The sequence below is a fragment of the Capnocytophaga periodontitidis genome (genome assembly GCF_016126015.1).
GTDB classification, from domain to species: domain Bacteria; phylum Bacteroidota; class Bacteroidia; order Flavobacteriales; family Flavobacteriaceae; genus Capnocytophaga; species Capnocytophaga periodontitidis.
Window position 1 is genome coordinate 83044 of the sequence record NZ_JAEFDB010000003.1, and the last position, 25423, is coordinate 108466.

40 protein-coding genes are annotated in these 25423 nt (G+C 39.7%); 34 read left to right on the forward strand and 6 right to left on the reverse strand.

Annotated elements, in window-relative coordinates; genetic code table 11:
- Window positions 1-120 precede the first annotated feature (120 nt).
- The 34 genes from rpsL (at window position 121) to I7X29_RS06660 (ending at window position 19660) form a co-directional block, all read left to right on the forward strand.
- Window positions 121-534 carry a 30S ribosomal protein S12 gene (gene rpsL, locus I7X29_RS06495; RefSeq protein WP_002679283.1) on the forward strand — a complete coding sequence of 138 codons (414 nt, stop codon included), beginning with the start codon at window positions 121-123 and terminating at the stop codon, window positions 532-534.
- A 32-nt stretch (window positions 535-566) separates the two neighbouring features.
- Window positions 567-1043 carry a 30S ribosomal protein S7 gene (rpsG, locus tag I7X29_RS06500; RefSeq protein WP_002679527.1) on the forward strand — a complete coding sequence of 159 codons (477 nt, stop codon included), beginning with the start codon at window positions 567-569 and terminating at the stop codon, window positions 1041-1043.
- 8 nt (window positions 1044-1051) lie between these two features.
- Window positions 1052-3172 (forward strand): elongation factor G, encoded by a 2121-nt coding sequence (fusA, locus tag I7X29_RS06505; RefSeq protein ID WP_088595132.1) that lies wholly within the window; start codon window positions 1052-1054, stop codon window positions 3170-3172.
- A 12-nt stretch (window positions 3173-3184) separates the two neighbouring features.
- On the forward strand, window positions 3185-3496 hold the full coding sequence (rpsJ, locus tag I7X29_RS06510; RefSeq protein ID WP_002679460.1) for a 30S ribosomal protein S10: 312 nt from the start codon (window positions 3185-3187) through the stop codon (window positions 3494-3496).
- A 181-nt stretch (window positions 3497-3677) separates the two neighbouring features.
- On the forward strand, window positions 3678-4295 hold the full coding sequence (gene rplC, locus I7X29_RS06515) for a 50S ribosomal protein L3 (protein WP_009750934.1): 618 nt from the start codon (window positions 3678-3680) through the stop codon (window positions 4293-4295).
- Complete coding sequence (rplD, locus tag I7X29_RS06520) at window positions 4295-4924, forward strand: 50S ribosomal protein L4 (RefSeq protein WP_198473481.1); 630 nt, start codon at window positions 4295-4297, stop codon at window positions 4922-4924. The genes rplC and rplD overlap by 1 nt, the downstream gene beginning before the upstream one ends.
- Before the next feature lie 7 nt (window positions 4925-4931).
- On the forward strand, window positions 4932-5219 hold the full coding sequence (gene rplW, locus I7X29_RS06525; protein WP_009750932.1) for a 50S ribosomal protein L23: 288 nt from the start codon (window positions 4932-4934) through the stop codon (window positions 5217-5219).
- Between the two features lie 21 nt (window positions 5220-5240).
- On the forward strand, window positions 5241-6068 hold the full coding sequence (gene rplB, locus I7X29_RS06530; RefSeq protein WP_088595131.1) for a 50S ribosomal protein L2: 828 nt from the start codon (window positions 5241-5243) through the stop codon (window positions 6066-6068).
- Between the two features lie 11 nt (window positions 6069-6079).
- Entirely contained in the window at window positions 6080-6358 is a 279-nt protein-coding gene (gene rpsS, locus I7X29_RS06535) for a 30S ribosomal protein S19 (RefSeq protein ID WP_002675018.1), read from the forward strand.
- 8 nt (window positions 6359-6366) lie between these two features.
- A complete protein-coding gene (gene rplV / locus I7X29_RS06540; protein WP_009750929.1) occupies window positions 6367-6777 on the forward strand; it encodes a 50S ribosomal protein L22 in 411 nt (136 codons plus the stop codon).
- 8 nt (window positions 6778-6785) lie between these two features.
- Window positions 6786-7526, forward strand: a complete 741-nt coding sequence (gene rpsC, locus I7X29_RS06545; protein WP_198473483.1) for a 30S ribosomal protein S3 — start codon at window positions 6786-6788, stop codon at window positions 7524-7526.
- Window positions 7527-7546: 20 nt separating this feature from the next.
- On the forward strand, window positions 7547-7966 hold the full coding sequence (gene rplP, locus I7X29_RS06550; protein WP_002679503.1) for a 50S ribosomal protein L16: 420 nt from the start codon (window positions 7547-7549) through the stop codon (window positions 7964-7966).
- Window positions 7967-7976: 10 nt separating this feature from the next.
- Window positions 7977-8168, forward strand: a complete 192-nt coding sequence (gene rpmC / locus I7X29_RS06555; protein ID WP_002675028.1) for a 50S ribosomal protein L29 — start codon at window positions 7977-7979, stop codon at window positions 8166-8168.
- A 14-nt stretch (window positions 8169-8182) separates the two neighbouring features.
- On the forward strand, window positions 8183-8440 hold the full coding sequence (gene rpsQ, locus I7X29_RS06560) for a 30S ribosomal protein S17 (protein WP_002675041.1): 258 nt from the start codon (window positions 8183-8185) through the stop codon (window positions 8438-8440).
- A gap of 2 nt (window positions 8441-8442) precedes the next feature.
- The gene (gene rplN, locus I7X29_RS06565; RefSeq protein ID WP_002675043.1) at window positions 8443-8811 is read left to right on the forward strand and encodes a 50S ribosomal protein L14; all 369 of its coding nucleotides are present in this window, start codon (window positions 8443-8445) and stop codon (window positions 8809-8811) included.
- Between the two features lie 16 nt (window positions 8812-8827).
- Entirely contained in the window at window positions 8828-9142 is a 315-nt protein-coding gene (rplX, locus tag I7X29_RS06570) for a 50S ribosomal protein L24 (protein WP_009750928.1), read from the forward strand.
- Window position 9143: 1 nt separating this feature from the next.
- The gene (gene rplE / locus I7X29_RS06575) at window positions 9144-9695 is read left to right on the forward strand and encodes a 50S ribosomal protein L5 (protein WP_053581609.1); all 552 of its coding nucleotides are present in this window, start codon (window positions 9144-9146) and stop codon (window positions 9693-9695) included.
- A 4-nt stretch (window positions 9696-9699) separates the two neighbouring features.
- Window positions 9700-9969: a 30S ribosomal protein S14 gene (gene rpsN / locus I7X29_RS06580; protein WP_002675050.1), complete on the forward strand. Its 270-nt coding sequence runs from the start codon at window positions 9700-9702 to the stop codon at window positions 9967-9969.
- Between the two features lie 21 nt (window positions 9970-9990).
- A complete protein-coding gene (gene rpsH / locus I7X29_RS06585; RefSeq protein ID WP_002675052.1) occupies window positions 9991-10389 on the forward strand; it encodes a 30S ribosomal protein S8 in 399 nt (132 codons plus the stop codon).
- 21 nt (window positions 10390-10410) lie between these two features.
- Window positions 10411-10953 carry a 50S ribosomal protein L6 gene (gene rplF / locus I7X29_RS06590; RefSeq protein WP_009750926.1) on the forward strand — a complete coding sequence of 181 codons (543 nt, stop codon included), beginning with the start codon at window positions 10411-10413 and terminating at the stop codon, window positions 10951-10953.
- A gap of 11 nt (window positions 10954-10964) precedes the next feature.
- Complete coding sequence (gene rplR / locus I7X29_RS06595) at window positions 10965-11321, forward strand: 50S ribosomal protein L18 (RefSeq protein WP_002679484.1); 357 nt, start codon at window positions 10965-10967, stop codon at window positions 11319-11321.
- A gap of 5 nt (window positions 11322-11326) precedes the next feature.
- Window positions 11327-11851: a 30S ribosomal protein S5 gene (gene rpsE / locus I7X29_RS06600; RefSeq protein WP_002679388.1), complete on the forward strand. Its 525-nt coding sequence runs from the start codon at window positions 11327-11329 to the stop codon at window positions 11849-11851.
- Between the two features lie 11 nt (window positions 11852-11862).
- Window positions 11863-12045, forward strand: a complete 183-nt coding sequence (rpmD, locus tag I7X29_RS06605) for a 50S ribosomal protein L30 (protein WP_002679387.1) — start codon at window positions 11863-11865, stop codon at window positions 12043-12045.
- A gap of 17 nt (window positions 12046-12062) precedes the next feature.
- Window positions 12063-12515: a 50S ribosomal protein L15 gene (gene rplO, locus I7X29_RS06610; protein WP_009750924.1), complete on the forward strand. Its 453-nt coding sequence runs from the start codon at window positions 12063-12065 to the stop codon at window positions 12513-12515.
- A gap of 10 nt (window positions 12516-12525) precedes the next feature.
- Window positions 12526-13869, forward strand: coding sequence for a preprotein translocase subunit SecY (secY, locus tag I7X29_RS06615; RefSeq protein ID WP_198466405.1), 1344 nt, complete (start codon window positions 12526-12528; stop codon window positions 13867-13869).
- A gap of 9 nt (window positions 13870-13878) precedes the next feature.
- Window positions 13879-14094, forward strand: a complete 216-nt coding sequence (gene infA / locus I7X29_RS06620; protein ID WP_002675066.1) for a translation initiation factor IF-1 — start codon at window positions 13879-13881, stop codon at window positions 14092-14094.
- A gap of 277 nt (window positions 14095-14371) precedes the next feature.
- Entirely contained in the window at window positions 14372-14488 is a 117-nt protein-coding gene (gene ykgO, locus I7X29_RS06625) for a type B 50S ribosomal protein L36 (protein WP_002676536.1), read from the forward strand.
- A gap of 2 nt (window positions 14489-14490) precedes the next feature.
- A complete protein-coding gene (rpsM, locus tag I7X29_RS06630) occupies window positions 14491-14865 on the forward strand; it encodes a 30S ribosomal protein S13 (RefSeq protein WP_009750922.1) in 375 nt (124 codons plus the stop codon).
- 13 nt (window positions 14866-14878) lie between these two features.
- Window positions 14879-15280, forward strand: coding sequence for a 30S ribosomal protein S11 (gene rpsK, locus I7X29_RS06635; protein WP_002679512.1), 402 nt, complete (start codon window positions 14879-14881; stop codon window positions 15278-15280).
- A gap of 83 nt (window positions 15281-15363) precedes the next feature.
- Complete coding sequence (gene rpsD, locus I7X29_RS06640) at window positions 15364-15969, forward strand: 30S ribosomal protein S4 (protein ID WP_009750921.1); 606 nt, start codon at window positions 15364-15366, stop codon at window positions 15967-15969.
- Window positions 15970-15996: 27 nt separating this feature from the next.
- The gene (locus I7X29_RS06645; RefSeq protein ID WP_088595130.1) at window positions 15997-16989 is read left to right on the forward strand and encodes a DNA-directed RNA polymerase subunit alpha; all 993 of its coding nucleotides are present in this window, start codon (window positions 15997-15999) and stop codon (window positions 16987-16989) included.
- Window positions 16990-17020: 31 nt separating this feature from the next.
- Window positions 17021-17548 (forward strand): 50S ribosomal protein L17, encoded by a 528-nt coding sequence (gene rplQ / locus I7X29_RS06650; RefSeq protein ID WP_009750919.1) that lies wholly within the window; start codon window positions 17021-17023, stop codon window positions 17546-17548.
- A gap of 132 nt (window positions 17549-17680) precedes the next feature.
- A complete protein-coding gene (locus tag I7X29_RS06655) occupies window positions 17681-18349 on the forward strand; it encodes a YceI family protein (protein ID WP_198473486.1) in 669 nt (222 codons plus the stop codon).
- 57 nt (window positions 18350-18406) lie between these two features.
- Window positions 18407-19660 (forward strand): hemolysin family protein, encoded by a 1254-nt coding sequence (locus tag I7X29_RS06660; protein ID WP_009750917.1) that lies wholly within the window; start codon window positions 18407-18409, stop codon window positions 19658-19660.
- A gap of 635 nt (window positions 19661-20295) precedes the next feature.
- On the opposite strand, the gene sufD is transcribed toward I7X29_RS06660, so the two are convergent.
- The 6 genes from sufD to I7X29_RS06690 form a co-directional block, all read right to left on the reverse strand.
- On the reverse strand, window positions 20296-21597 hold the full coding sequence (gene sufD, locus I7X29_RS06665; protein WP_198473488.1) for a Fe-S cluster assembly protein SufD: 1302 nt from the start codon (window positions 21595-21597) through the stop codon (window positions 20296-20298).
- A 4-nt stretch (window positions 21598-21601) separates the two neighbouring features.
- On the reverse strand, window positions 21602-22771 hold the full coding sequence (locus I7X29_RS06670) for an immunity 26/phosphotriesterase HocA family protein (RefSeq protein ID WP_198473490.1): 1170 nt from the start codon (window positions 22769-22771) through the stop codon (window positions 21602-21604).
- A gap of 41 nt (window positions 22772-22812) precedes the next feature.
- Entirely contained in the window at window positions 22813-23673 is an 861-nt protein-coding gene (locus I7X29_RS06675; RefSeq protein WP_198473492.1) for a hypothetical protein, read from the reverse strand.
- Window positions 23674-23688: 15 nt separating this feature from the next.
- Window positions 23689-24429, reverse strand: coding sequence for a Fe-S cluster assembly ATPase SufC (gene sufC, locus I7X29_RS06680; RefSeq protein ID WP_198473494.1), 741 nt, complete (start codon window positions 24427-24429; stop codon window positions 23689-23691).
- Window positions 24430-24496: 67 nt separating this feature from the next.
- A complete protein-coding gene (locus I7X29_RS06685) occupies window positions 24497-25174 on the reverse strand; it encodes a DUF6348 family protein (RefSeq protein ID WP_198473496.1) in 678 nt (225 codons plus the stop codon).
- Between the two features lie 15 nt (window positions 25175-25189).
- A complete protein-coding gene (locus I7X29_RS06690; protein ID WP_225883682.1) occupies window positions 25190-25396 on the reverse strand; it encodes an SMI1/KNR4 family protein in 207 nt (68 codons plus the stop codon).
- Between the last annotated feature and the right edge of the window lie 27 nt (window positions 25397-25423).

The following is a 25423-nucleotide window of genomic DNA, read 5'->3' on the forward strand; positions in this document are numbered from 1 at the left end:
CCTCTTATCTTTCAGATAGTTTTGTGGTTTTAAAAAATAATTGTACTTTTGCACCCGCTTTGAATAATTAAAGCCTAAAACTCAAGTAAACAAATAAATAAATATATAGTATTGTAAATTATGCCAACAATTTCACAATTAGTACGAAAAGGAAGAACCAGAATTACCAAGAAGAGTAAATCGGTTGCTTTGGATTCGTGCCCACAACGCCGCGGTGTATGTACACGTGTGTACACCACTACGCCTAAAAAACCGAACTCTGCTATGCGTAAAGTAGCTCGTGTTCGTTTAACTAATGGCAATGAGGTGAACGCTTACATACCAGGTGAAGGTCACAACCTCCAAGAGCACTCGATAGTATTGGTACGAGGCGGAAGGGTAAAAGATTTACCAGGTGTTAGATATCACATCGTGCGTGGCGCACTTGATACTGCCGGTGTTGCCGGTAGAACGCAACGTCGCTCTAAATACGGTGCTAAACGCCCTAAACCAGGACAAGCCGCTGCCGCACCAGCTAAAGGTAAGAAAAAGTAATTTAACACACAAAATCTTTTAACTGAAAAGAAATGAGAAAAAGACAGGCTAAAAAACGCCCACTTTTACCGGATCCTAAGTTTAACGACCAATTGGTTACCCGCTTCGTGAATAACCTTATGTGGGACGGTAAAAAATCAGTGGCTTTTAAAGTATTCTACGACGCTATCGATATCGTAGAACAAAAGAAAAATAACGACGAAAAGTCGGCATTAGAAGTTTGGAAAGACGCTCTTAGCAACGTAATGCCTCACGTCGAAGTACGCTCTCGCCGTGTAGGGGGTGCTACCTTCCAAATCCCTATGCAAATTCGCCCAGACCGTAAAGTCTCTATGGCTATGAAATGGCTCATCGGGTACGCTCGTAAACGCAACGAGAAATCTATGGCTCAGAAATTGGCTGCCGAAATTATCGCGGCCTCTAAAGAAGAAGGTGCTGCCGTGAAGAAAAAAATGGATACGCACCGTATGGCTGAAGCTAACAAAGCATTCTCACACTTTAGATTTTAATTAACACGATGAGTAGAGACTTAAAATATACAAGAAACATAGGTATTGCCGCTCACATCGATGCTGGTAAAACCACCACTACCGAACGTATACTTTTCTATACCGGTAAAACTCACAAAATCGGTGAAGTTCACGATGGTGCATCTACTATGGATTGGATGGAACAAGAAGCTGAACGCGGTATCACTATCCAATCTGCTGCAACCACTTGTAAATGGAACTTCCCTACCGAAAATGGTAAACCTACAGCCGACGCTAAAGAGTATCACTTCAATATTATCGATACTCCCGGTCACGTCGATTTTACCGTTGAGGTAAACCGTTCTTTGCGCGTACTTGATGGATTAGTATTCCTCTTCTCTGCCGTAGACGGTGTAGAACCTCAATCTGAAACTAACTGGCGCTTGGCTGATAACTACAAAGTACCTCGTATCGGATTCGTAAATAAAATGGACCGTCAAGGTGCTAACTTCCTCAATGTTTGCAACCAAGTAAAAGATATGCTCAAATCTAACGCTGTGCCTATCGTATTGCCTATCGGTGACGAAGCAGATTTCAAAGGCGTTGTAGATTTGATTAAAAACCGCGCTATTGTATGGCACGAAGAAAACTCAGGTTCTACCTTTGATATAGTAGAAATTCCTGCCGATATGAAAGAAGACGTAGCTAAATACCGTGCTCAATTGATTGAAGAAGTAGCTGGTTACGACGAAGGTCTTCTCGAAAAATTTATGGAAGATGAAAATTCTATTACTGAAGACGAAATCCACAAAGCATTGCGCGCTGCAGTAATGGATATGGCTATCATTCCTATGGTATGCGGCTCATCATTCAAAAACAAAGGAGTACAGTTTATGCTTGATGCTGTTTGCCGTTACTTGCCTTCACCTCTTGACAAAGAAGCTATCGAGGGTACTAATCCTGAAACTGGCGAACCTGCCCTACGCAAACCAGCCGTTGATGCTCCTTTCTCAGCCTTGGCATTCAAAATCGCAACCGACCCTTATGTAGGACGTTTAGCATTCTTCCGTGCTTACTCTGGTCACCTCGATGCAGGTTCTTACGTATTGAACACTCGTTCAAACAACAAAGAGCGTATCTCTCGTATCTACCAGATGCACGCTAATAAACAAAATCCTATCGAATACATCGAAGCTGGTGATATAGGGGCTGCAGTAGGTTTTAAAGATATCAAAACTGGTGATACCCTTTGCGACGAAAAATATCCTATCGTACTCGAAAGTATGGTATTCCCTGATCCAGTAATCGGTATTGCTGTAGAACCTAAAACAAAAGCCGACGTTGATAAATTAGGTATGGCTTTAGCTAAACTCGCTGAAGAAGACCCTACCTTCCAAGTAAAAACTGACCAAGCCTCTGGACAAACTATCATCTCTGGTATGGGTGAGTTGCACTTGGATATCATCGTAGACCGCCTCAAACGCGAATTCAAAGTAGAAGTAAACCAAGGACAACCTCAAGTAGAGTACAAAGAAGCCATTACTGGTAAAGCTGATCACCGCGAAGTCTACAAAAAACAAACTGGAGGTCGTGGTAAATTCGCCGACATCGTATTCCGTATGGAACCAGCCGAAGAAGGTAAAGTAGGTCTTGAGTTTGTCAACGAAATCAAAGGTGGTAACATCCCTAAAGAGTATATCCCATCAGTTGAAAAAGGTTTCAAAGAAGCTATGAAAAACGGACCTTTGGCAGGCTTCGAAATGGACGCAATGAAAATCGTTCTTATCGATGGCTCTTTCCACCCTGTCGATTCCGATTCATTGTCATTCGAGTTGGCAGCCAAATTGGGTTACAAAGAAGCTGCTCGCGCTGCAAAAGCCGTATTGATGGAACCTATTATGAAATTGGAAGTTATTACTCCAGAAGAAAATATGGGAGATATCGTAGGCGACTTGAACCGCCGTCGTGGTCAAGTAAATAATATGGACGACCGTAATGGCGCTAAAGTAATCAAAGCTTTTGTTCCATTATCAGAAATGTTCGGCTATGTAACAGCACTTCGAACTCTCTCATCAGGTCGTGCTACTTCTACAATGGAGTTCTCTCACTATGCCGAAACTCCTTCTAACATTGCAGACGAAGTAATTAAAAACGCCAGAGGCAACTAAATTATTAAGCAAATGAGTAATCAACAAAAAATAAGAATAAAGTTAAAATCTTACGACCACAACTTGGTAGATAAATCTGCTGAGAAAATCGTAAAAACAGTAAAAGCAGCTGGTGCTGTAGTAGTAGGACCTATTCCACTACCTACCCACAAAAAAATATTTACTGTATTGCGCTCTCCTCACGTAAACAAAAAAGCTCGTGAGCAATTCCAATTGAGCTCTCACAAACGTCTCCTCGACATCTACAGCTCTTCATCTAAAACTATCGACGCTTTGATGAAATTGGAATTACCAAGCGGTGTTGACGTAGATATCAAAGTTTAATAACTTTACTAAAATGTCCCGAAACTGCGGGTTAGGGAAAAACGGATAAAAATGATTCAGGGTTAAAAAGCCTCGGGCATTTTTTGACCCTGAAACATTTATAGGTATCATTCCCTGATACCTCACACCTGTCCCCTGACTCCTAAATAAAAAACTAATAACTAATTTAATATTTAATTTTATGTCTGGGTTAATCGGAAAAAAAGTAGGAATGACCAGCATTTTTGATGAGAACGGTAAAAATGTACCTTGTACCATCATCGAAGCAGGTCCTTGCGTAGTTACCCAAGTCAGAACCAAAGAGGTTGATGGCTATGAGGCTCTTCAACTTGGTTTCGATGACAAAGCAGAAAAACGTGCTACCAAAGCTGAGCTTGGTCACTTCAAAAAAGCAGGTACTTCTGTAAAGAAAAAAGTTGTTGAATTCCAAGGTTTTGAAAACAATTACAAATTAGGTGATACTATCACCGTCGATTTCTTCACCGAAGGCGAGTTCGTCGATATCACAGGAACTTCCAAAGGTAAAGGCTTCCAAGGGGTGGTACGTCGCCACGGTTTTGGCGGAGTAGGTCAAACTACTCACGGTCAGCACAACCGCCTCAGAGCACCAGGTTCAGTAGGTGCTTCGTCTTACCCCTCTCGCGTATTCAAAGGTATGCGTATGGCTGGACGTATGGGAGCTGAAAAGGTAACAGTACAAAACTTGAAAGTATTAAAAGTGGTTGCTGAGAAAAATCTTTTACTAGTAAAAGGTTGTATCCCAGGTCACAAAAATGCTTACGTAACTATTCACAAATAATGGAAGTAGCAGTATTAAACATACAAGGAAAAGAAACAGGTAGAAAGGTAACCCTTTCTGATGCTGTATTCGGTATCGAGCCTAACAATCACGTAGTATACTTAGATGTAAAACGCTATTTAGCTAACAAACGTCAAGGTACTCACAAGGCTAAAGAAAGAAACGAAGTAGCTGGTAGTACTCGCAAAATCAAAAAACAAAAAGGTACTGGTACAGCTCGTGCAGGTAGCGTAAAATCTCCTGTATTTGTGGGTGGCGGTCGCATATTCGGTCCTCGTCCTAAAGATTATACACAAAAACTTACTAAAAACGTAAAACGATTGGCTCGCCGATCTGCCCTCAGCGCTAAAGTGCAAAACCAAGCCCTCGTCGTAGTTGAAGATTTAAATTTCAACGCCCCTAAAACTAAAGATTTTACAGCTGTTGTGAAATCCCTCGGCTTAGAAAATAAAAAATCACTTTTTGTGTTGCCAAATACAAATAATAACGTATATTTGTCCTCTCGTAACGTACCTACTTCAAGCGTGGTAACAGCTTCAGAATTAAACACTTACCAAGTAGTCAATGCTGCAAAGGTAGTACTTACTGAGAGCTCAGTAACAGTTTTAGAGTCAATTTTAACAAAATAAGAAGAAAATGAGCGTATTAATTAAACCTGTAAATACAGAAAAAGCAACCGAAAATAGCGAGTTAAAAAACTGCTATACTTTCGTAGTAGCTAACGACGCTAACAAGATTCAAATCAAAAATGAAGTTGAAGCTACTTATGGCGTTAAAGTAAAATCCGTACGTACCCTTAACTACGGCCCTAAACGTTCTACTCGTTATACAAAAACAGGCTTGCAAATCGCTAAAACAAACGCAGTGAAAAAAGCAGTTGTGCAAGTAGAAGATGGAACTATAGATTTTTATAGTAATATATAAGTATTTAACAAATAGACAAAAATGTCAGTTAGAAAATTAAAACCAATTACCCCCGGTCAGCGTTTTAGAGTAGTAAACGAATTCGACACCATTACTACTGATAAGCCGGAAAAGAGCTTACTCGTTCCGTTGAAAAAGACTGGTGGTAGAAACAATCAAGGAAAAATGACCATGCGTTACATTGGTGGTGGTCATAAGAAAAAGTACCGTATCATCGACTTCAAACGAAACAAATTCGGCATCGACGCCAAAGTAGTTTCTATCGAGTACGACCCTAACAGAACAGCATTCATTGCTCTTGTTCAATACACCGACGGCGAAAAACGTTACATCATCGCTCCAGCAGGTTTGAAAGTTGATCAAGTAATCGTTGCAGGTCAAGAAAATATCGCCCCTGAAATCGGTAATGCAATGCCGCTCTCTCAAATCCCACTCGGTACCGTAATTTCTTGCATTGAATTGCGCCCTGGACAAGGAGCTAACATCGCTCGTTCCGCAGGTACTTTCGCCCAACTAATGGCTAAAGATGGTAAGTATGCTACCGTAAAATTACCTTCTGGTGAAACCCGTATGATCCTCCTCACTTGCCTCGCAACCATAGGAGCTGTATCAAACTCCGACCACCAATTGGTACTTTCTGGTAAAGCTGGTCGCTCTCGCTGGTTAGGACGCCGTCCTCGTACACGTGCCGTAGTAATGAACCCTGTCGATCACCCAATGGGTGGTGGTGAAGGTCGTGCTACCGGTGGTCACCCACGCTCACGTAAAGGAATACCAGCTAAAGGTTATAGAACCCGTTCTAAAACCAAAGCAAGTAATAAGTATATTGTAGAACGCAGAAAAAAATAAGAGACTAACAAATGGCACGTTCATTAAAAAAAGGACCTTACGTTCACTATAGCTTGGAAAAGAAAATCCAACAAAATATACAATCAGGTAAGAAAAACGTTATCAAAACTTGGTCACGAGCTTCTATGATTACACCTGATTTCGTTGGCCAAACTATCGCTGTACACAACGGTCGTCAGTTCGTCCCTGTATATATTACTGAAAATATGGTGGGACATAAATTAGGAGAATTTTCACCTACTCGTTCCTTCCGCGGACACGCAGGTGCAAAAAATAAAGGTAAAAAATAATTAAGGCTATGGGAGTTAGAAAAAAATTAAGAGCAGACGAAATTAAAGAAGCTAAAAAAAGCTTGGCTTTCGCAAAGTTAAATAACTGCCCTACTTCCCCACGAAAAATGCGCTTAGTAGCAGATTTAGTTCGCGGTCAGCAAGTAGATAAAGCCTTGGCTATTTTGAAATTCAACCAAAAAGAAGCAGCAGCTCGTTTAGAAAAATTGTTGCTTTCAGCTATCGCTAACTGGCAAGCTAAAAACGAGAACGCTAACTTGGAAGAAGCAGGAGTATTCATCAAAGAAATCCGCGTGGATGGTGGCGCTATCCTTAAACGCTTACGCCCAGCCCCACAAGGAAGAGCACACAGAATTAGAAAACGCTCTAACCACGTAACTTTAGTGCTTGGAGCTAAAAATTTTAACACAGAAAGCTAAGATAAACTATGGGACAAAAAACAAATCCAATCGGAAATCGCCTAGGAATTATCAGAGGATGGGAGTCTAACTGGTATGGAGGCAATGATTACGGAGATAAACTCGCTGAAGACGACAAAATCAGAAAATATGTTCTCGCTCGTTTATCTAAAGCTAGTGTTGCTCACGTGATTATCGAACGTACTTTTAAACTTGTAACCGTTACTATCACCACCGCCCGCCCCGGTATCATCATCGGTAAAGGAGGTCAGGAGGTAGACAAGCTGAAAGAAGAACTTAAGAAAATCACCGGTAAAGACATCCAAATCAACATTTTTGAAATCAAACGCCCTGAGCTCGACGCCGCTCTCGTTGCAGCAAGCATCGCCCGCCAAATCGAAGGTCGTGTCTCTTACAAACGCGCTATCAAAATGGCTATCGCTTCAGCTATGCGTATGAACGCCGAAGGCATCAAGGTAATGATTTCTGGCCGTTTGAATGGAGCCGAAATGGCACGTTCCGAAAGCTTTAAAGAAGGTCGTATCCCTCTTTCAACCTTTAGAGCTGATATCGATTACGCTATTGACGAAGCTCACACTACTTATGGCCGTATGGGCATCAAAGTGTGGATTATGAAAGGCGAAATCTATGGTAAAAGAGAACTCTCCCCACTCGTAGGTATGACTAAAAAAGCTACCGGTGGAAACTTCTCCGGTAAATCAACTGACAAGCCTGCTGGTGCACCCAAAAAAGCGCGTCGCAAAAAGTAATTTTTTAAAGAACAAGAAAGATGTTACAGCCAAAAAGAACGAAATATCGTAAACAACAAAAAGGCAGAATGAAAGGCGTAGCTCACCGCGGTGCGCTCCTTTCTAATGGTACTTTCGGAATTAAATCGTTAGATTCAGCATTCATCACTTCTCGTCAAATCGAGTCAGCTCGTGTCGCTGCTACCCGTTATATGAAACGCGAAGGTCAACTTTGGATCAAAATCTTCCCAGATAAACCTATTACCAAAAAACCACTCGAAGTACGTATGGGTAAAGGTAAAGGTGCCGTTGAATACTGGGCAGCCGTAGTAAAACCAGGTAGAATAATGTTCGAGGTTGGCGGAGTGCCGCTCGACGTAGCCAAAGAAGCGCTACGCCTCGCCGCTCAAAAGCTACCCGTGAAAACAAAATTCGTTGTAGCAAGAGATTATCAAAATTAATTAAAGAACAATGAAACAGTCTGAAATTAACAAATTGACAATAACTGAGCTACAAGAAAAGCTTGGTGAGTTTAAGAAATCGTATGCAGATTTGAAAATGGCACACGCAATTTCGTCATTGGAAAAACCAATTCAATTACGTAACGTAAGAAGAACTATCGCGAGATTGGCTTGTGAGCTAACTAAACGTGAATTACAATAATTCGAACCTGCCTTATGGAAAAAAGAAATTTAAGAAAAGAAAGAATAGGGGTTGTTACAAGCAACAAAATGGATAAATCTATCGTCGTTTCAGAAGTGAAACGTGTAAAACACCCTATGTACGGTAAGTTCGTGTTGCGCACAAAAAAATACGTTGCGCACGACGAAAAAAACGATTGCAACATTGGTGATACTGTACGCATAATGGAAACACGCCCATTGAGCAAAACCAAATGTTGGAGATTAGTAGAAATCATTGAAAGAGCTAAGTAATTATGGTACAACAAGAATCAAGACTAAAAGTAGCCGATAATACTGGCGCTAAAGAAGTGCTAACTATCCGTGTACTCGGTGGTACTAAGCGCCGATACGCCTCTGTTGGCGATAAGATTGTAGTTACCGTCAAAGAAGCTACCCCTAACGGAAACGTAAAAAAAGGACAAGTTTCTACCGCGGTGGTTGTAAGAACTAAAAAAGAAGTACGCCGTGCCGATGGTTCTTATATCCGATTTGATGAAAACGCTTGCGTTCTCTTGAACGCAGCTGGTGAAATGAGAGGTACCCGTGTATTCGGTCCCGTAGCACGCGAACTTCGTGATAAACAATTTATGAAGATCGTTTCATTAGCACCAGAAGTGCTTTAATTTTTAACTAAAGTAAATGATGAAACTAAAAATTAAAACTGGAGATACCGTAAAAGTAATTGCCGGAGAAGAAAAAGGTAAAGAAGGCAAAGTATTACGTGTAGACCGCGAGAAGAACAGAGCGATTGTTGAGGGGCTTAACTTGGTGAAAAAACACACCAAACCTAACGCACAAAACCCTCAAGGTGGAATCGTAGAAAAAGAAGCATCTATTCACATTTCTAACCTCTCCCTCATCGACCCTAAAACAAAAAAAGCTACTCGTGTAGGTTTCGAAGTGAAAGACGGTAAAAAAGTGCGAATCTCTAAAAAATCTAATGTAGTAATATAATATGGCTTACGTACCTAGATTAAAACAAGAATACAATGAGCGCATCATTGCGGCTCTTAAACAAGAATTTGGCTATAAAAACGTAATGCAGGTTCCTAAACTTGAAAAAATAGTTGTGAGCCGTGGTGTTGGTGCTGCCGTAGCCGATAAAAAACAAATCGACTACGCCGTAGACGAACTTACCAAAATTACTGGTCAGAAAGCTGTTCCCACTTATTCTAAAAAGGACGTCGCTTCTTTCAAACTCCGTAAAGGTATGGCTATAGGTGCCAAAGTTACCCTCAGAGGCGAAAGAATGTACGAGTTCTTAGACCGCCTTATCACTACAGCTCTTCCCCGTGTAAGAGACTTCCAAGGCGTCAAAGCAAATGGATTCGACGGTAGAGGTAACTATAACTTAGGCGTTACCGAACAAATCATCTTCCCTGAAATCGACATCGATAAAATCAATAAGATTGCAGGTATGGATATTACCTTCGTTACTTCAGCTCACACTGATAAAGAAGCTAAATCATTATTAAGCGAATTAGGATTACCTTTTAAAAAGAACTAAGTATATGGCTAAAGAATCAATGAAAGCCCGCGAGGTGAAACGTCAAAAGTTAGTAGCTAAATACGCTGCTAAACGCAAAGCTCTAAAAGAAGCTGGTGATTATGAAGCACTTCAGCTCATCCCTAAAAATGCTTCCCCTGTCCGTTTGCACAACCGTTGCAAACTCACCGGACGCCCTAAAGGGTATATGCGCACCTTTGGAATTTCACGTGTGTTATTCCGCGAAATGGCAAACAAAGGATTAATTCCTGGTGTAAAAAAAGCAAGTTGGTAATAATTTAAAAGGACAAAATTTATGTATACAGATCCTATCGCAGATTATTTAACAAGAATTAGAAATGCTAATAGCGCTGGTCACAGAGTCGTTGAAATCCCAGCATCTAAACTCAAAAAGGAAATTACTAAAATCCTTTTCGACCAAGGGTTCATCCTTAGCTATAAATTCGATGACTCTACCGTTCAAGGTACCATCAAAATAGCTCTGAAATACGACAAAGTAACCAAAGAACCCGTTATTAGGCATATTGAAAGAGCCAGCCGCCCAGGTCTGAGAAAGTACGCGGGCGCTGATAACCTACCTCGCGTATTAAACGGTTTGGGTATCGCTATCATCTCTACATCACAAGGCGTGATGACTGGTAAAAAAGCGAGAGAACTCAATATCGGTGGTGAGGTAATTTGTTACGTTTACTAATCAATAAAAAGACAATAAACAATGTCAAGAATAGGTAAAGCACCCATCAATATTCCCGCAGGCGTTACAGTTACTATCAAAGATAATACCGTAACCGTAAAGGGGAAATTAGGCGAATTAACCCAAGAGGTTAAAGACATTGCTGTAAAGCAAGAAGATGGACATTTAGTGTTTGAAACTACAGATACTACCAAAGACCAAAACGCTAAACACGGATTATACCGTGCATTAGTACACAATATGGTCGTAGGTGTCTCTGAAGGTTTCACTAAAGAATTAGAGTTAGTAGGGGTTGGATACCGTGCAGCTAACCAAGGTCAAAAACTCGACTTAGCCCTCGGTTTCTCCCACAATATCATTCTCGAATTGCCTAAAGAAATTAAACTCGAAACAATCAACGAGAAAGGTAAAAACCCCATCATTAAATTAACTTCTCACGACAAACAACTACTCGGTCAAGTAGCGGCTAAAATCCGTAGCTTCCGTAAACCTGAACCTTACAAAGGTAAAGGTGTTAAATTCGTAGGCGAAGTGTTGAGAAGAAAAGCAGGTAAATCAGCTTAATAGTTAGAACAATGGCATTATCAAGAATAGAAAGAAGACAACGTATTAAAAGCAGAATCAGAAAAGTAGTAAAAGGTACTGCTGAACAACCTCGTTTGGCTGTTTTCAGAAGTAATAACGAAATCTATGTCCAAATCATAGACGATACTAAAGGTACTACCCTGTTGGCTGCATCTTCACGCGATAAAGAAATTAGTGCCGCCAAAGGTACTAAAACTGAAAAAGCAGCATTGGTCGGTAAAGCTATTGCTGAAAAAGCTTTAAAACAAGGTATCGAAAAAGTATCCTTCGACCGCGGAGGTTACCTTTACCACGGACGTGTAAAATCATTAGCCGACGGTGCTCGAGAAGGCGGACTTAAATTCTAATAACTATGTATCAGAAATATAAAAATGTAGAATATGTAAAACCAAGTGGTTTGGAATTGAAAGACCGTTTGGTAGGTGTACAACGTGTTACTAAAGTAACTAAAGGTGGTCGCGCTTTCGGTTTCTCCGCTATCGTTGTAGTTGGCGACGAAAACGGAGTCGTAGGTCACGGGTTAGGTAAATCTAAAGAGGTTTCCGAAGCTATAGCTAAAGCTGTTGAAGACGCTAAGAAAAACTTAGTGCGTATCCCCCTCAACGGTACTACCTTGCCTCACGAACAAAAAGGAAAATACGGCGGTGCCCGTGTATTCCTACAACCCGCTACCGATGGTACTGGAGTTATTGCTGGTGGTGCAGTACGTGCCGTATTGGAATCCGTAGGTATCCATAACGTACTCTCTAAATCTCAAGGCTCTTCTAACCCTCACAACGTGGTCAAAGCTACTTTCGACGCTTTATTACAATTGCGTAGCGCTAAAACTGTCGCTGCTCAACGTGGCATCTCTTTAGAAAAATTGTTTAAAGGTTAATTTATATAGCTATGGCAAAAATTAAAGTAACTCAAATTAAAAGTAGCATCAAACGCCCTAAAGACCAAAAACTTACTCTCGAAGCTTTAGGTCTTACTCGTATCGGTAGAACCGTCGAACACGACGCTACACCAAGCATCCTTGGTATGATCAATAAGGTAAAACACTTAATTTCTGTAGAAGAAGTTAAATAATATTTTTATACAAAGTTATGAACTTGAGTAATTTACAACCCGCACAGGGTTCAATTCACAGAGAAGGGAAGCGCGTAGGTCGCGGTCAAGGTTCTGGTAAAGGAGGAACTTCTACCCGCGGTCACAAAGGAGCTAAATCTCGTTCTGGCTTTTCTAATAAGATTGGCTTCGAAGGTGGTCAAATGCCCCTACAACGACGCGTACCAAAATTCGGTTTCAAAAACTTTAACCGTAAAGAATACGTCGGTATCAACTTGGGTCGTATCCAAGAACTCGTTGATAACGGTAAAATTACCGATAAAGTTGACCTCGAAACCTTAGTTCAACTAAACCTCGCTAAAAAAACCGACTTGGTTAAAATTTTAGGAGGTGGAGAACTAAAATCTAAATTAAAAATATCTGTTCATAAGTTTACTGCAAGTGCTAAAGCCGCTATCGAAGCTGCTGGTGGCGAAGCAGTAACCTTGTAATATTCAATTTATGAAGAAGTTTATCGAGAACCTGACCAATATTTGGAAAATTGAAGAGTTAAAAAATAGAATCATTTTAACTCTCGGAATTTTGTTAGTTTATCGCTTCGGAGCTCACATCGTCCTCCCTGGTATCGACTCCGCTCAATTACACGAGTTGTCTACCAGAACCTCTGGCGGTGGTCTCCTCGACATCCTCAACGCTTTTACCGGTGGCGCTTTCTCCAATGCCTCAGTATTCGCACTCGGGATTATGCCCTACATCTCAGCTTCTATCGTCGTTCAGTTGATGGGAATCGCTATTCCTTATCTCCAAAAACTACAAAAAGAAGGTGAAAGCGGACGCCGAAAGATAAACCAAATCACTCGATGGCTTACTATTGCAATATGTATTGTACAAGCACCCGTATACCTATACGGTATCAATAGATTAGGAGTCCCTGATTCTGCCTTCCTTTTAGGCAAGGGACTCTCTTTTATAGTACCCGCGGTGCTTATCTTAGTAACAGGAACTATTTTCGCAATGTGGTTAGGTGAAAAAATCACCGATAAAGGAATTGGTAACGGTATCTCCCTACTCATTATGGTAGGTATCATCGCTCGCCTCCCTCGCGCATTCCTCTCCGAAACCGCTTCTCGACTTACCGGTACTGGTGGACCTCTGTTAATTCTCATCGAGATAATCCTTTGGTTCGTGATCATCCTGCTCTGTATCTATCTGATCAAAGCAGTACGACAAATCCCAGTACAGTACGCCCGTAGAACAGCCGACGGAGGAACCGCTAACGAGAGAAATATCTTCGGCGCTCGCCAATACATTCCTTTAAAACTCAACGCTGCAGGGGTAATGCCTATCATCTTCGCTCAAGCCTTGATGTTTATCCCAGCCACTGTAGCCGGATTATCACAATCCGAATTTGCCAAAAGTGTTCAAGCAGCCTTCTCCAACGTCTTCGGATTTTGGTACAACCTGCTCTTTGCAGCTATGATTATACTATTCACGTATTTCTACACTGCAATTACAGTGCCTACTAACAAAATGGCCGACGACCTAAAACGTAGCGGAGGTTTCATCCCAGGTATACGCCCAGGTAAAGAAACTGGCGACTATTTAGACAAAATTATGTCGCTCATCACATTCCCTGGCTCTATATGTATAGCCTTGGTAGCTATCTTCCCTTCACTGCTCAAAATTATCGGTATGCAAGACCAATGGGCATTGTTCTACGGGGGTACTTCACTACTCATCTTAGTAGGGGTTGCTATTGATACTATGCAACAAGTAAATTCATATCTGCTCAATCGCCATTATGATGGTTTGATGAAAACAGGTAAAAATAGAAAAGTATCTTAATTAAAATTTATGGCTAAACAAGCAGCAATTGAACAAGACGGAACTATTGTAGAAGCACTGTCTAATGCAATGTTCAGAGTAGAGTTAGACAATGGGCACGTAGTCATCGCACACATCTCAGGAAAAATGCGTATGCATTACATCAAACTACTCCCAGGTGATAAAGTAAAACTCGAAATGAGCCCTTACGACCTAAGTAAAGCTCGCATCACCTACCGTTATTAGTTTTAATTAAGAGAATTCTTCCAATATTTTGGTTGATAATTTCTCACAGATACAACCCTTTTAGTTATATCTGTGAGAAATTACAATCATAAAATAAGAATTTTTTATTTGTGGTATTTTTAGCGTAAAACATTTGTATTCAAAATGTTGAATACAAAAATTACGCTCAAAAAAACGAGTGAACTAAATGCAAAATGAAATTTTTGTACACTAAAAATGTGGCTATTACAAAAAAAAATTGTAGTTTTGCGCACTCTATTGATATAAACAAAACAAAATGAAAGTTAGAGCATCAATTAAAAAAAGAAGTTCCGAGTGCATCATTGTGCGCAGGAAAGGACGATTGTACGTAATTAACAAGAAAAATCCTAAATTTAAACAACGACAAGGATAATTATGGCACGAATTGCAGGTATTGACTTACCAAAAAACAAAAGAGGGGTTATTGGTTTAACCTACATTTTTGGTATTGGAAAAAGTAGAGCTAAAGAAATATTAAGTAGAGCTCAAGTAAACGAAGACACTAAAGTAAACGAATGGAATGACGACGAAATTAGCCGCATTCGCGAAATCGTTGCGTCTTACAAAATCGAAGGAGAATTGCGCTCCGAAATCCAATTAAACATCAAACGTTTGATGGACATCGGTTGTTACCGCGGTATCCGCCACCGTAACGGATTACCTTTGCGCGGTCAAAAAACTAAAAACAATTCTCGTACAAGAAAAGGTAAAAGAAAAACTGTTGCGAACAAGAAAAAAGCAACTAAATAATAAGTAGTAGAGTATGGCAAAACAAAATGCAAAAAATGCAAAAGTCTCTAAAAAGAGAAAAGTAGTCGTTGAGTCTGTTGGCGAAGCTCACGTTTCAGCTACTTTCAACAACGTTATCATTTCTCTTACCAATAAAAAAGGAGATGTAATTGCTTGGTCGTCAGCAGGTAAAATGGGCTTCAGAGGCTCTAAGAAAAATACCCCTTACGCCGCACAAGTAGCCGCCGAAGATGCTGCTAAAGTAGCTTTCGACGCCGGTCTTAAAAAAGTAAAAGTATACGTAAAAGGTCCAGGTAACGGTAGAGAATCCGCTATCCGCACTATCCACAACGCTGGTATCGAAGTAACTGAAATTATCGACGTTACTCCCCTTCCTCACAACGGATGCCGCCCTCCTAAAAAACGTAGAGTATAATTTAATATAACAAGTAAGAAAGGTGAGTTGTTATCGAAGGAATGCCTTAATTCATAACTGCCTTTCATTTTAAACAATTCAAAATGGCAAGATATACAGGACCAAAAACTAAAATAGCTCGTAAATTTGGTGAAGCTATCTTCGGAGATGATAAATCTTTTGAAAGAAAAAACTATCCTCCCGGACAACACGGCTTGGCTCGCCGTAGAGCAAAACGCTCTGAATACGCCACCCAGCTACAAGAAAAACAAAAAGCTAAATATACTTATGGAATCCTCGAAAAACAATTCCATAACCTATATGAAAAAGCTAAAAGAAGTAAACACATCACCGGTGAGGTACTTCTTCAACTTTGCGAATCTCGCTTAGACAACGTCGTATACCGTATGGGTATCGCTCCTACTCGTAGCGCCGCACGCCAATTGGTGTCTCACCGCCACATCACCGTAAACGGAGAAATCGTAAATATCCCATCTTACTCACTTAAACCTGGCGATGTAGTAGGCGTTCGCGAAAAATCAAAATCTTTAAGCGTGATCGAAAATTCATTGGCCGCTCACAGCACCGTATACGAATGGATCACTTGGAACCCTGAAAAATTAGAAGGTACTTTCGTAGCTGTACCTCAACGTATTCAGATTCCTGAAAATATTAAAGAACAGTTAATCGTAGAGTTGTACTCTAAATAATAAATAAAAAAAGACAGCAGTCAAAATATGGCATTATTTAACTTTCAAAAACCAGATAAAGTTATAATGATTGAATCATCTGATTTCGAAGGGCGATTTGAATTTCGCCCTTTGGAACCAGGATATGGTTTAACTATAGGTAACGCATTGCGCAGAGTTATGCTCTCCTCCCTCGAAGGTTTCGCTATTACCTCTGTGAAATTTGATAAAGTAGACCACGAATTTTCTACTATACCAGGCGTGAGAGAAGACGTAACCGAAATCATTCTCAACTTGAAACAAGTTCGCTTCAAACGCCAAGTCGAAGATGTAGAAAATGAAACAGCTACCATTACTGTTTCTGGTAAAAAACAATTGACTGCCGGTGATTTTCAAAAAACTCTTTCAGGTTTTCAAGTGCTAAACCCTGATTTGGTGATTTGCAATATGGAAACTTCCGCCGCCTTTACTATGGAAATTACCATTGAAAAAGGTCGTGGATACGTGTCCGCCGAAGAAAACGCAAAACCAAACGCCGCTATAGGAGTCATCGCTACCGATTCAATCTTTACTCCTATCAAAAACGTGAAATACACCGTTGAAAATTATCGTGTTGAACAAAAAACTGACTACGAAAAATTAGTCTTCGAAATTAAAACCGACGGTTCCATCCACCCTAAACAAGCTCTTACTGAAGCAGCTAAAACCCTCATCCATCACTTTATGCTCTTCTCCGACGAGAGAATTACCCTCGAAGCCGATGAAGTAGCCCAAACCGATGCTTACGACGAGGAATCATTACACATGCGTCAGTTGCTCAAAACTAAATTGGTAGACATGGACCTTTCAGTGCGCGCTCTCAACTGCTTGAAAGCCGCCGAAGTAGAAACATTAGGCGACTTAGTATCATTCAACAAAGCCGATTTGATGAAATTTAGAAACTTCGGTAAAAAATCCCTCATCGAACTCGACGAATTAGTGGCTAACAAAGGTTTGGTGTTCGGTATGGATACCTCAAAGTATAAATTGGATAAAGATTAACTCGCTCTTGCGATATTTTAACTAAGGAAAAATGAGACACGGAAATAAAATTAATCATTTAGGAAGAAAATCTGCTCATAGAAATTCAATGCTCGCCAATATGGCTTGCTCTCTTATCGAGCATAAACGAATCAATACCACCTTGGCAAAAGCAAAAGCTCTAAAACTTTTTGTAGAGCCATTGGTAACTAAATCTAAAGAAGATACTACTCACAATCGTCGTATCGCTTTTAGTAAATTGCGCAACAAATACGCTGTAACCGAACTCTTCAAAGAAGTAGCAGTAAAAGTAGGCGACCGCCCAGGTGGATACACTCGTATCATCAAATTAGGAAATCGTTTAGGCGATAACGCCGAAATGGCTATGATTGAGTTTGTAGACTACAACACTACTTACAACGTAGCTAATAAAGCAGCTAAAAAGAAAACTACTCGTCGTGGTAGAAAAAAAGCAACTGAAGAAACTGCAACTGAAGCAAAAGCTGAAGTTAAATCTGAAGTGAAGTCTCAGGTTAAATCTGAAGCAAAATCTGAGGTTAAAGCTGAAACAGCTGAATAATTGCAATTATTTAAGTTAATAAAAATAAGGAGGTTTGCCACGGCAAGCCTCTTTCGTTTTCTAAATAAATTTGGCAGAATAGATTATATTTCATACCTTTGCCCAATTAATGACTTAAAAATGAAATCACTAATGAAAAAAATCGTCTTGAGCTTAGCTGTTATAGCAAGCATTGCACTCGTGAGTTGTAACAATACAAATACTCAACAAAGTACTGAAACAACTACCCCTACTACCGATCAAACTACTGCACCTGAAGCTACTCAAGTATCTACTTTTGCTTACTCAGTTGATCCTACTTCAGTAGTAGAATGGGTGGGTAGCAAACCTGCAGGTAAACACAAGGGTACCGTAAATGTTACCAAAGGCGGTGTAAATGTAGAGAATGGTGCTATTACCAAAGCTGAGTTCGTGTTGGATATGAATACTATCACAGTACTCGACCTCCAAGCAGGCAAAGGTAAAGAAGACCTCGAAGCTCACCTTAAAGGTACTGATCCTGAAAAAGTAGACCATTTCTTCAATGTGAAAGATTTCCCAACAGCTTCTTTTGTATTCAAGAAATTCGATGGTAAAAACCTTACTGGTGACCTTACTATCAAAGGTAAAACTAAAGAAGTGTCTTTCCCTGCTACTGTTACTGTTACCGATAACGAAGTGAGCATCGTTTCTCAACCCTTCAAAATCAATCGTGTAGATTTTGGAGTGAACTATGGTTCTAAATCAGTGTTTGATGATTTAAAAGATAAATTTATCAACGATGATGTAGAGTTAGTAGTAAAAGCTAAGGCTACCAAGTAAAAATTCTTTTCATAAATAAAAGGCAGTTGCTACCAACTGCCTTTTTCTATTATTCTTATGGTTGAACCTATTTCTATAATTATTATCCTTACTACGCTGGCACTTTCAGCCTTCTTTTCGGGCTTTGAAATAGCATACGTATCGTCTAACAAAGTACACTTAGAAATCCTCAAAAAGCAAGAGGGTGTGATTGCCAACGTGCTTACTAAACTCACCCGAAAGCCCTCTAAACTGTTGGCTACTATGCTCGTGGGTAACAATGTGGCTTTGGTAGTCTACGGTTTTGAAATGGGCAAGGTGATGACTGCCCTCTTGCCCGAATTCTTCCAAAATGTGCTTTGGCATACTATAATCTCTACCCTTATCATCCTCATTACAGCAGAGTTTATGCCTAAAGTATTCTGCCAAATTTATGCTAATCAGTTGTTGAAAATATTTGCTATTCCTGCTTATTTTTTCTACCTACTGTTTTATCCGCTTTCCAGCTTTGTAATGTGGATTTCCGATTTTGTACTGCGCGTGTTCTTCAAAACAAAAGGCGATTACGTGCCTCTTTCATTCACTAAAGTAGAATTAGTAGACTACATCTCTGAACAACTGGAAAATGTGCCTAAAAAAGAAGAAATGGATAGTGAAGTGCAGATGTTCCAAAACGCTTTAGAGTTTTCGGGAGTAAAAGCGCGTGAGATAATGATACCCCGCACCGAAATAGTAGCTGTAGAACTCAACGAATCTATTGAAAATCTGATTGCTACTTTTGTCTCTTCGGGATTTTCTAAAATATTGATATACAACGAAAATATCGATGATATTTTGGGCTATGTACACTCGTTTGATATGTTCAAAAAACCTAAAAATATCAAAGAGGTACTCATTCCTATCGTGAATATCCCTGAAACTATTCAAATAAACGAAGTGTTGAATCTCCTTACCCGTAAGCGCAAAAGTATGGCTGTAGTACTCGATGAATATGGCGGTACTTCAGGGATTGTAACCTTAGAAGATATTGTAGAAGAACTCTTTGGCGAAATTGAAGACGAACACGACAAAGATAAGTTTATAGAGGAACAACTATCGGAAACTGAATACCTATTTTCAGCGCGTTTAGAGGTGGAATACCTCAATGAGACATATCATTTAGAAATTCCTGAAAGTGAAGAATACGAGACCTTAGGAGGCTTTATTGTGCTTCACAATGAAGGAATCCCTACCCAAGGTGAAAAGATAGAAATTTCTCCATTTACTTTTGTAATTGAAGCTTGTTCCCAAACCAAAATAGAAACTGTAAGATTGATAGTAAACAACGAATAATTATCAATTGTTATCAATTAAAAAAAGACTCTCCCTTTCGGAAGAGCCTTTTTTCACAATGCATATAAATACTACTACTAACTCCAAAATTAATACTTTTAAGCTAATAAAAATTTTATGAACTTAAAAGTATTTGTTTTTTCCATAAAATTTTGTCCTATAAATAGCTTAATAAATGATCTTTTTCAGTAATTTATTTTTTTTCAATTTCTGCTTTAATGATAATGTTTCTTATAGTAAGCAATTTTGATTAACAATTAGCAATCTCTGTTTCTCAAAATCTTGTTTTCAATGAAATAATCTTTATCTAACAATGTTTCTTATAGCAATTTTTCAGTAATTTTGTTTAATTCAGTTTTTTCAAGCAATTTTCAGTATAATCATTTATTATGATTTAAATGCACTTGTAAGCTTTACTAACATCCCGTCTGTCAAACTTACGCTTACTATATAGAAAATAGTGTGCCAAAAATGGAAAGTCTATCTGTTTTACGTATAAGTTGCTTATTATCAGTGTTAAATAAAGTTTTGATACTTCGTGCCAAAAAATGAAGTTACAGTTTTTTGTATATACGCTACACGGAAATTTTGTATAACTTTCTCATTTTACACGTTGTTAGCTCATACTTCTTCTCTTAAAAATCTACGGTTACGCCTAATTTTTTAGCAATAATGCCATTGATATACTCTGAAAGAGCAGGGATTTTTACGCTTTCTAACACGGTATTTGCAAAAGCATACGTGAGTAGGGCAGCCGCTTCTTTTTTGCCTATGCCTCGTGTTTGCAAATAGAATAAGGAGTCTGCGCTGAGAGAGCCTACGGTACAACCGTGCGAACACTTCACATCATCGGCGAAGATTTCGAGTTGGGGCTTGGTGTATACCGTTGCCTTATCGGAGAGAAGGATATTGTCGTTCTGCTGATAAGCATTCGTTTTCTGGGCGATTTGCTCCACCATTATCTTACCGTTGAACACATTGGTGGCTTCATCACTTACGATACTCTTATAATCCTGATGACTCTCGCAATTAGGGCAAGCGTGGTTCACTAGCGTATAATGGTCGGTGTGTTGTGTGCCTTTGAGGATGCTCAACCCTTTGAGGGTAGATTCTAAATGCTCGCCTTGGTGATAGAAATTGAGGTTGTTGCGAGTGAGTGTCCCCCCAAACGAGAAAGTATGTACGCTGGCGTGGCTATTTGCTTCTTGCGAAATATAGGTGTTATCAATAAGGGAAGCAGTAAGACTATCGTTTTGCAATTTGTAATAGTCGAGGAAAGCCTCTTTGGCTACAAATACCTCGGTTACTGCATTGGTAAGGATAGCCGTAGCTGTATCCGATAGGTTTTGGTGTACTTCAATGACTTTGAGCTGTGCATTCTCGTCCACAGCAATAATATTGCGCGGTTGGTAGCAAGTGGTTTCTCTTCTATCGTTGAAATACAACAGCTGTATGGGTTTATCTACTATTTTTCCTTTAGGTACTTCTATATAGAGCCCTTCTGAGGCAAAAGCCGTGTTGAGGGCTGTGAATATATCGCCTTTTTCGGTATTGGTGTTGAAGTATTTTTTGATAAAGGCTTCTCCACCCTTGTGTAGTGCCTCTAATAGAGGGCTAATAGTCGCGCCTGCAATCTCTTTGCTTGACATTTCGGGGCAGTAATAGCCGTTTACAAACACAAGCTGATAACAATCCGCGATAGCGTACTTGTGTAATACTTCGGGAGAGAGGGTTGTTTTATTGTGAATAGGTTGCCACAAACTGTAATCAGTAGCTTGGAGGTTAGAGAGTGAAGTGTATTTCCACGCTTCTACTTTCTTATGTGGGAAACCTTTTTCGGCAAAGAAACTAAGGGCTTCTTTGCGAATGTTTTTTAATATATCGTCTTTATGTGGGAACGCCTCGAAGGCAGCAACCCATTTTTCTTTTAAATTCATCTTCTTAATCTTTTAATTCATTTGGTAAGGGTATTGTGTATAACTTCTTGCAATTTGCGGCATAGCTTGCTGTAGGGTCAAGTCCGAAAATTGTAAGGATTTCATCTTTGATAGCTTTGTTGAAAGGAGCACGCAAATCTCTATCACACCAGCATAAGTCATCGCCACTGAGCATTTGTGCTAAACGATGTTTTCTATACATCTGTGGTGAAATACCATTTCCTCTATTGTTATAATCCAAATTATCGGTGAGTGTTTTGAGTTTTCCGACTCTTTCATCAAAGGCGGCTTCACTCATTCCTAATTGTATCAATCCCCATTGCAAAAAATATTTAGGACCGCCGTATAACATAAATCCATCATCTTCAAAGTTGATAGGGAAGTCGTATTCTTCATCGGGGATAGGAGCGTTGCCTATAATTTCATATTCGCCATAGAACAAATTGTTGTCCATCATCACGTTAGAGGGCATTGTTTTCTGCTGTTGCAATACTTCTATAGCTACATTTTTAGTATCGGAAGCGTATACAAAGAACTGTATCATCACAGGTCGACCGAAAAGAAATCTCCAAAAGTGGTTTTCGGGGATCATATTTTCTTTTTGAACCTTATAGATATCTAAAACCACTCTGCCAAATCCGTATTGGGTGCGATTGAGTTTAAAACAGAAGATATCGCCTTTTTTGAATTTTACGTGCTTGCGTTTCTGTTGTTTAAATTCGGCTATTTCCTCTAAATGATTTGCTGGTGATTGAGCTATAAAATCAGCTATTTGCTGTGGGATAGAGGTTTGCTTTCTATCGGAAGGCTTTTCCCAAAAAGTATCGTAAAAAGTGATTTCGGAGGTGTAGCTCGTTATTGCCAAGCGGTCATTTTTGATTTCTACCCACACGCCAATAGGGGTGCGTTTTTCAAAATGATTGGCTTGCAAAGGCACTTCTTTACCTTTTTGGGTTTTAGGTAACAATATTTTGCGGTTGCGTGTTGCTTCCTCGTACTGTTTTTCAATATACTTTTCCTTTGTGGAGATGATTTGCCTTTTGATGATATCGCCGTCAAAATACAATATGCTCTCAGGGCGGTGTTTGTCGCCTGCCAATAAAACCCTATCCCAATGAGGTAATATAGGGTCTAAACCTACGTATTTGCGTTGTTCGTTGTTGAGTTCAAACATACCGATTTGTCAATTTGTCGATTTGCTAATTAGCACATTGGCTAATTTTCTAATTTACTAATGAGCCAATGGTATATAGGATTACTTTGTTTATCTACTTCGGTATATCCTCCTATCAGCTGACCGTTGTGGTAGTTGAGTTCGTCAATATCGCTTACTAAAAACTCTTCTACCTCATCTTGATAAGGTTCAAAACCTTTGAAAATGATTTCGTCTTCCACTGTGAGGGTACTGACATCAAAAATGTAATGCCGATTGCAGTACATATCGGTAATCAGTATTTTGTCACCTTTGAAAGGTTGTGCTACGGCTCCCCAATCCTCAGAGAAATGGTGCTTTTTGAGCGTTTTTAGCGATGGATAACTCATTACATAAAGCTCTGCCTCGTAGAAATTGGTGAATACAGCTTCTTTTTCACTGAGCATACAGCAGAAATCTACATCGTTAGGCAATTGTTTGGCGACTTTTAGTTTTTCGTTTTCAAAAGATAGCAGATAGCTCATACAGCCGTTTTGTCCGCCATAGAAAGTGATAACTACCTTGTTGTTAGGTAATGCTTTCAGCTCTATATTAGCATCGTAGATTTCGTCATCCATAGGCATAGAAGCCAATGCCTTCTCTTGTAAATCATACGCCCATACGGTGATATGTTCAGCATCGTGGCGCTGGGCAAGCCAAATTTGCTGGCGATCTATCGCTAATAAAGCCCCAACAATAGGTTTATTTATTTCCCAAAGCAGTTCTTTTTCAAAAGTGTAGAGCGAAAATCCTTCTGACTCATTGCATACGCCTATTTGCTGATGTTCATAGTCAATAGCAAAGATGTCTTTTCTTTTTAAGAACTGAAATGTCTCAGGCAACAAAGGGTTTGTTAAGGTTTCTGTGTATTTTTCAATAAGCATAACCGTAATTCATCATTATCCTTTCAACCAATCATAACCTTTGGCTTCCAATTCTAAGGCGAGGTTTTTGTCGCCTGTTTTTACGATTTTACCATCGGAAAGCACGTGAACATAATCGGGGACGATGTAGTCTAAAAGGCGTTGGTAGTGGGTGATAACGAGCACTGCATTGTTTTCGTTTTTGAGTTTGTTCACGCCATTAGCGACAATGCGGAGGGCATCGATATCGAGACCAGAGTCGGTTTCGTCGAGGATAGCAATTTTGGGTTCGAGCATAGCCATTTGGAAGATTTCGTTGCGTTTCTTCTCACCGCCAGAAAATCCTTGGTTAAGGGAGCGAGAGAGAAAATCGGGGTTTATTTCTAAAAGGGCTGCTTTTTCGCGTATTTTTTTGAGGAGTTCGGCAGCAGGCATATCAGGGAGTCCTTTTGCTTTGCGACTCTCATTGATAGCTGTTTTGATGAAGTTCGTTACAGATATACCAGGGATTTCCACTGGGTATTGGAAAGACATAAAGATACCTTTGTGAGCGCGCTCTTCGGGGGCATCTTCTAATAGACTTTCGCCTTCTAAGAGGATATCACCCTCGGTTACCTCGAAGTTTTCGTTGCCTGAAATTACCGAAGAGAGAGTGGATTTTCCGGCTCCGTTAGGTCCCATAATAGCGTGAACTTCACCTGCTTTTATTTCTAAGTCAATCCCCTTGAGGATTTCTTTGCCGTCCACACCAGCGTGGAGATTTTTTATTATTAACATTTTAATTGAGTTTAGCGTTAAGGGCGCAAAGTTCCGATATTATTTTGAATTATGCAAAATTAGGCGCTTATTTATCGTTGTGTATAGCATCGCAAAGGCGGAATATCAGTATTTGTTTTATAGATAGGAAAGAAGCTTCGTCTTGCCAAGTTTGGGCGTATTGACGCAGGCGTTCTGCTCCTTCGTCCCAATCTTCATTGTTTAACAAACACTCGGTTACATATCCGCTTTTTGTACGTGCTACAAAACATTTTAGCGACTGGATACGGTATTCGGTAGTGAATTTTTGAGGTAGAATGTCTATCAAAAGGTTGTAAAAATCTCTTTCATTGCGAGGCGTTTGCCATTTTCCTAATAAGTATAGGTTGCCTATAGAGGTATGCCAATGATAATTGCCCCGATAGATATCGCAACCTTTATCAAAAAGGCAACCCAAACTATTGATGATGGTTTGGAATGTAGTAGAAAGGTAATTTTCTATGAATGAATCTATCTTTTCTTCATCGGTATCACCAAAACCTGCTATATTATCCAAAATTCCTTGTGGAAAAAAACCGTCCTCTAAATAAGTGCCTATATGTATTGGCAACACACTTTTATGAATATCGGGGGTGATAGGGATAGGATCAAGCTCAATACGCATTTTGTCGCCTATTCGTATCATAAGATTAGGCAAATCTGGAGTGGCGTCGTACCCTTGATCTCTTATCTGTTTAGAAAGTTCTAAAAGTATTATTTCTTCCATAATATCTAAATTTTATTAGCTTAGTTTCTCTAAAAACTCTAAAAAACTACTTGCTACTTTGCGCCATTTCCACTCACCTGCACCGTGGGGAGCTTTGTAGATAGGCGCATCGTTGCCATCACTTTTGGAAAGGTTGAGTATATAAGGGTCGGCATCTTTATCGGCGATTACGAGCCAATGGGCTTTCCAATCGGGGAAGAGTTCATCTTTTTTAATTTTCACTTTGCATAGAATGTTACAAAAGCTATT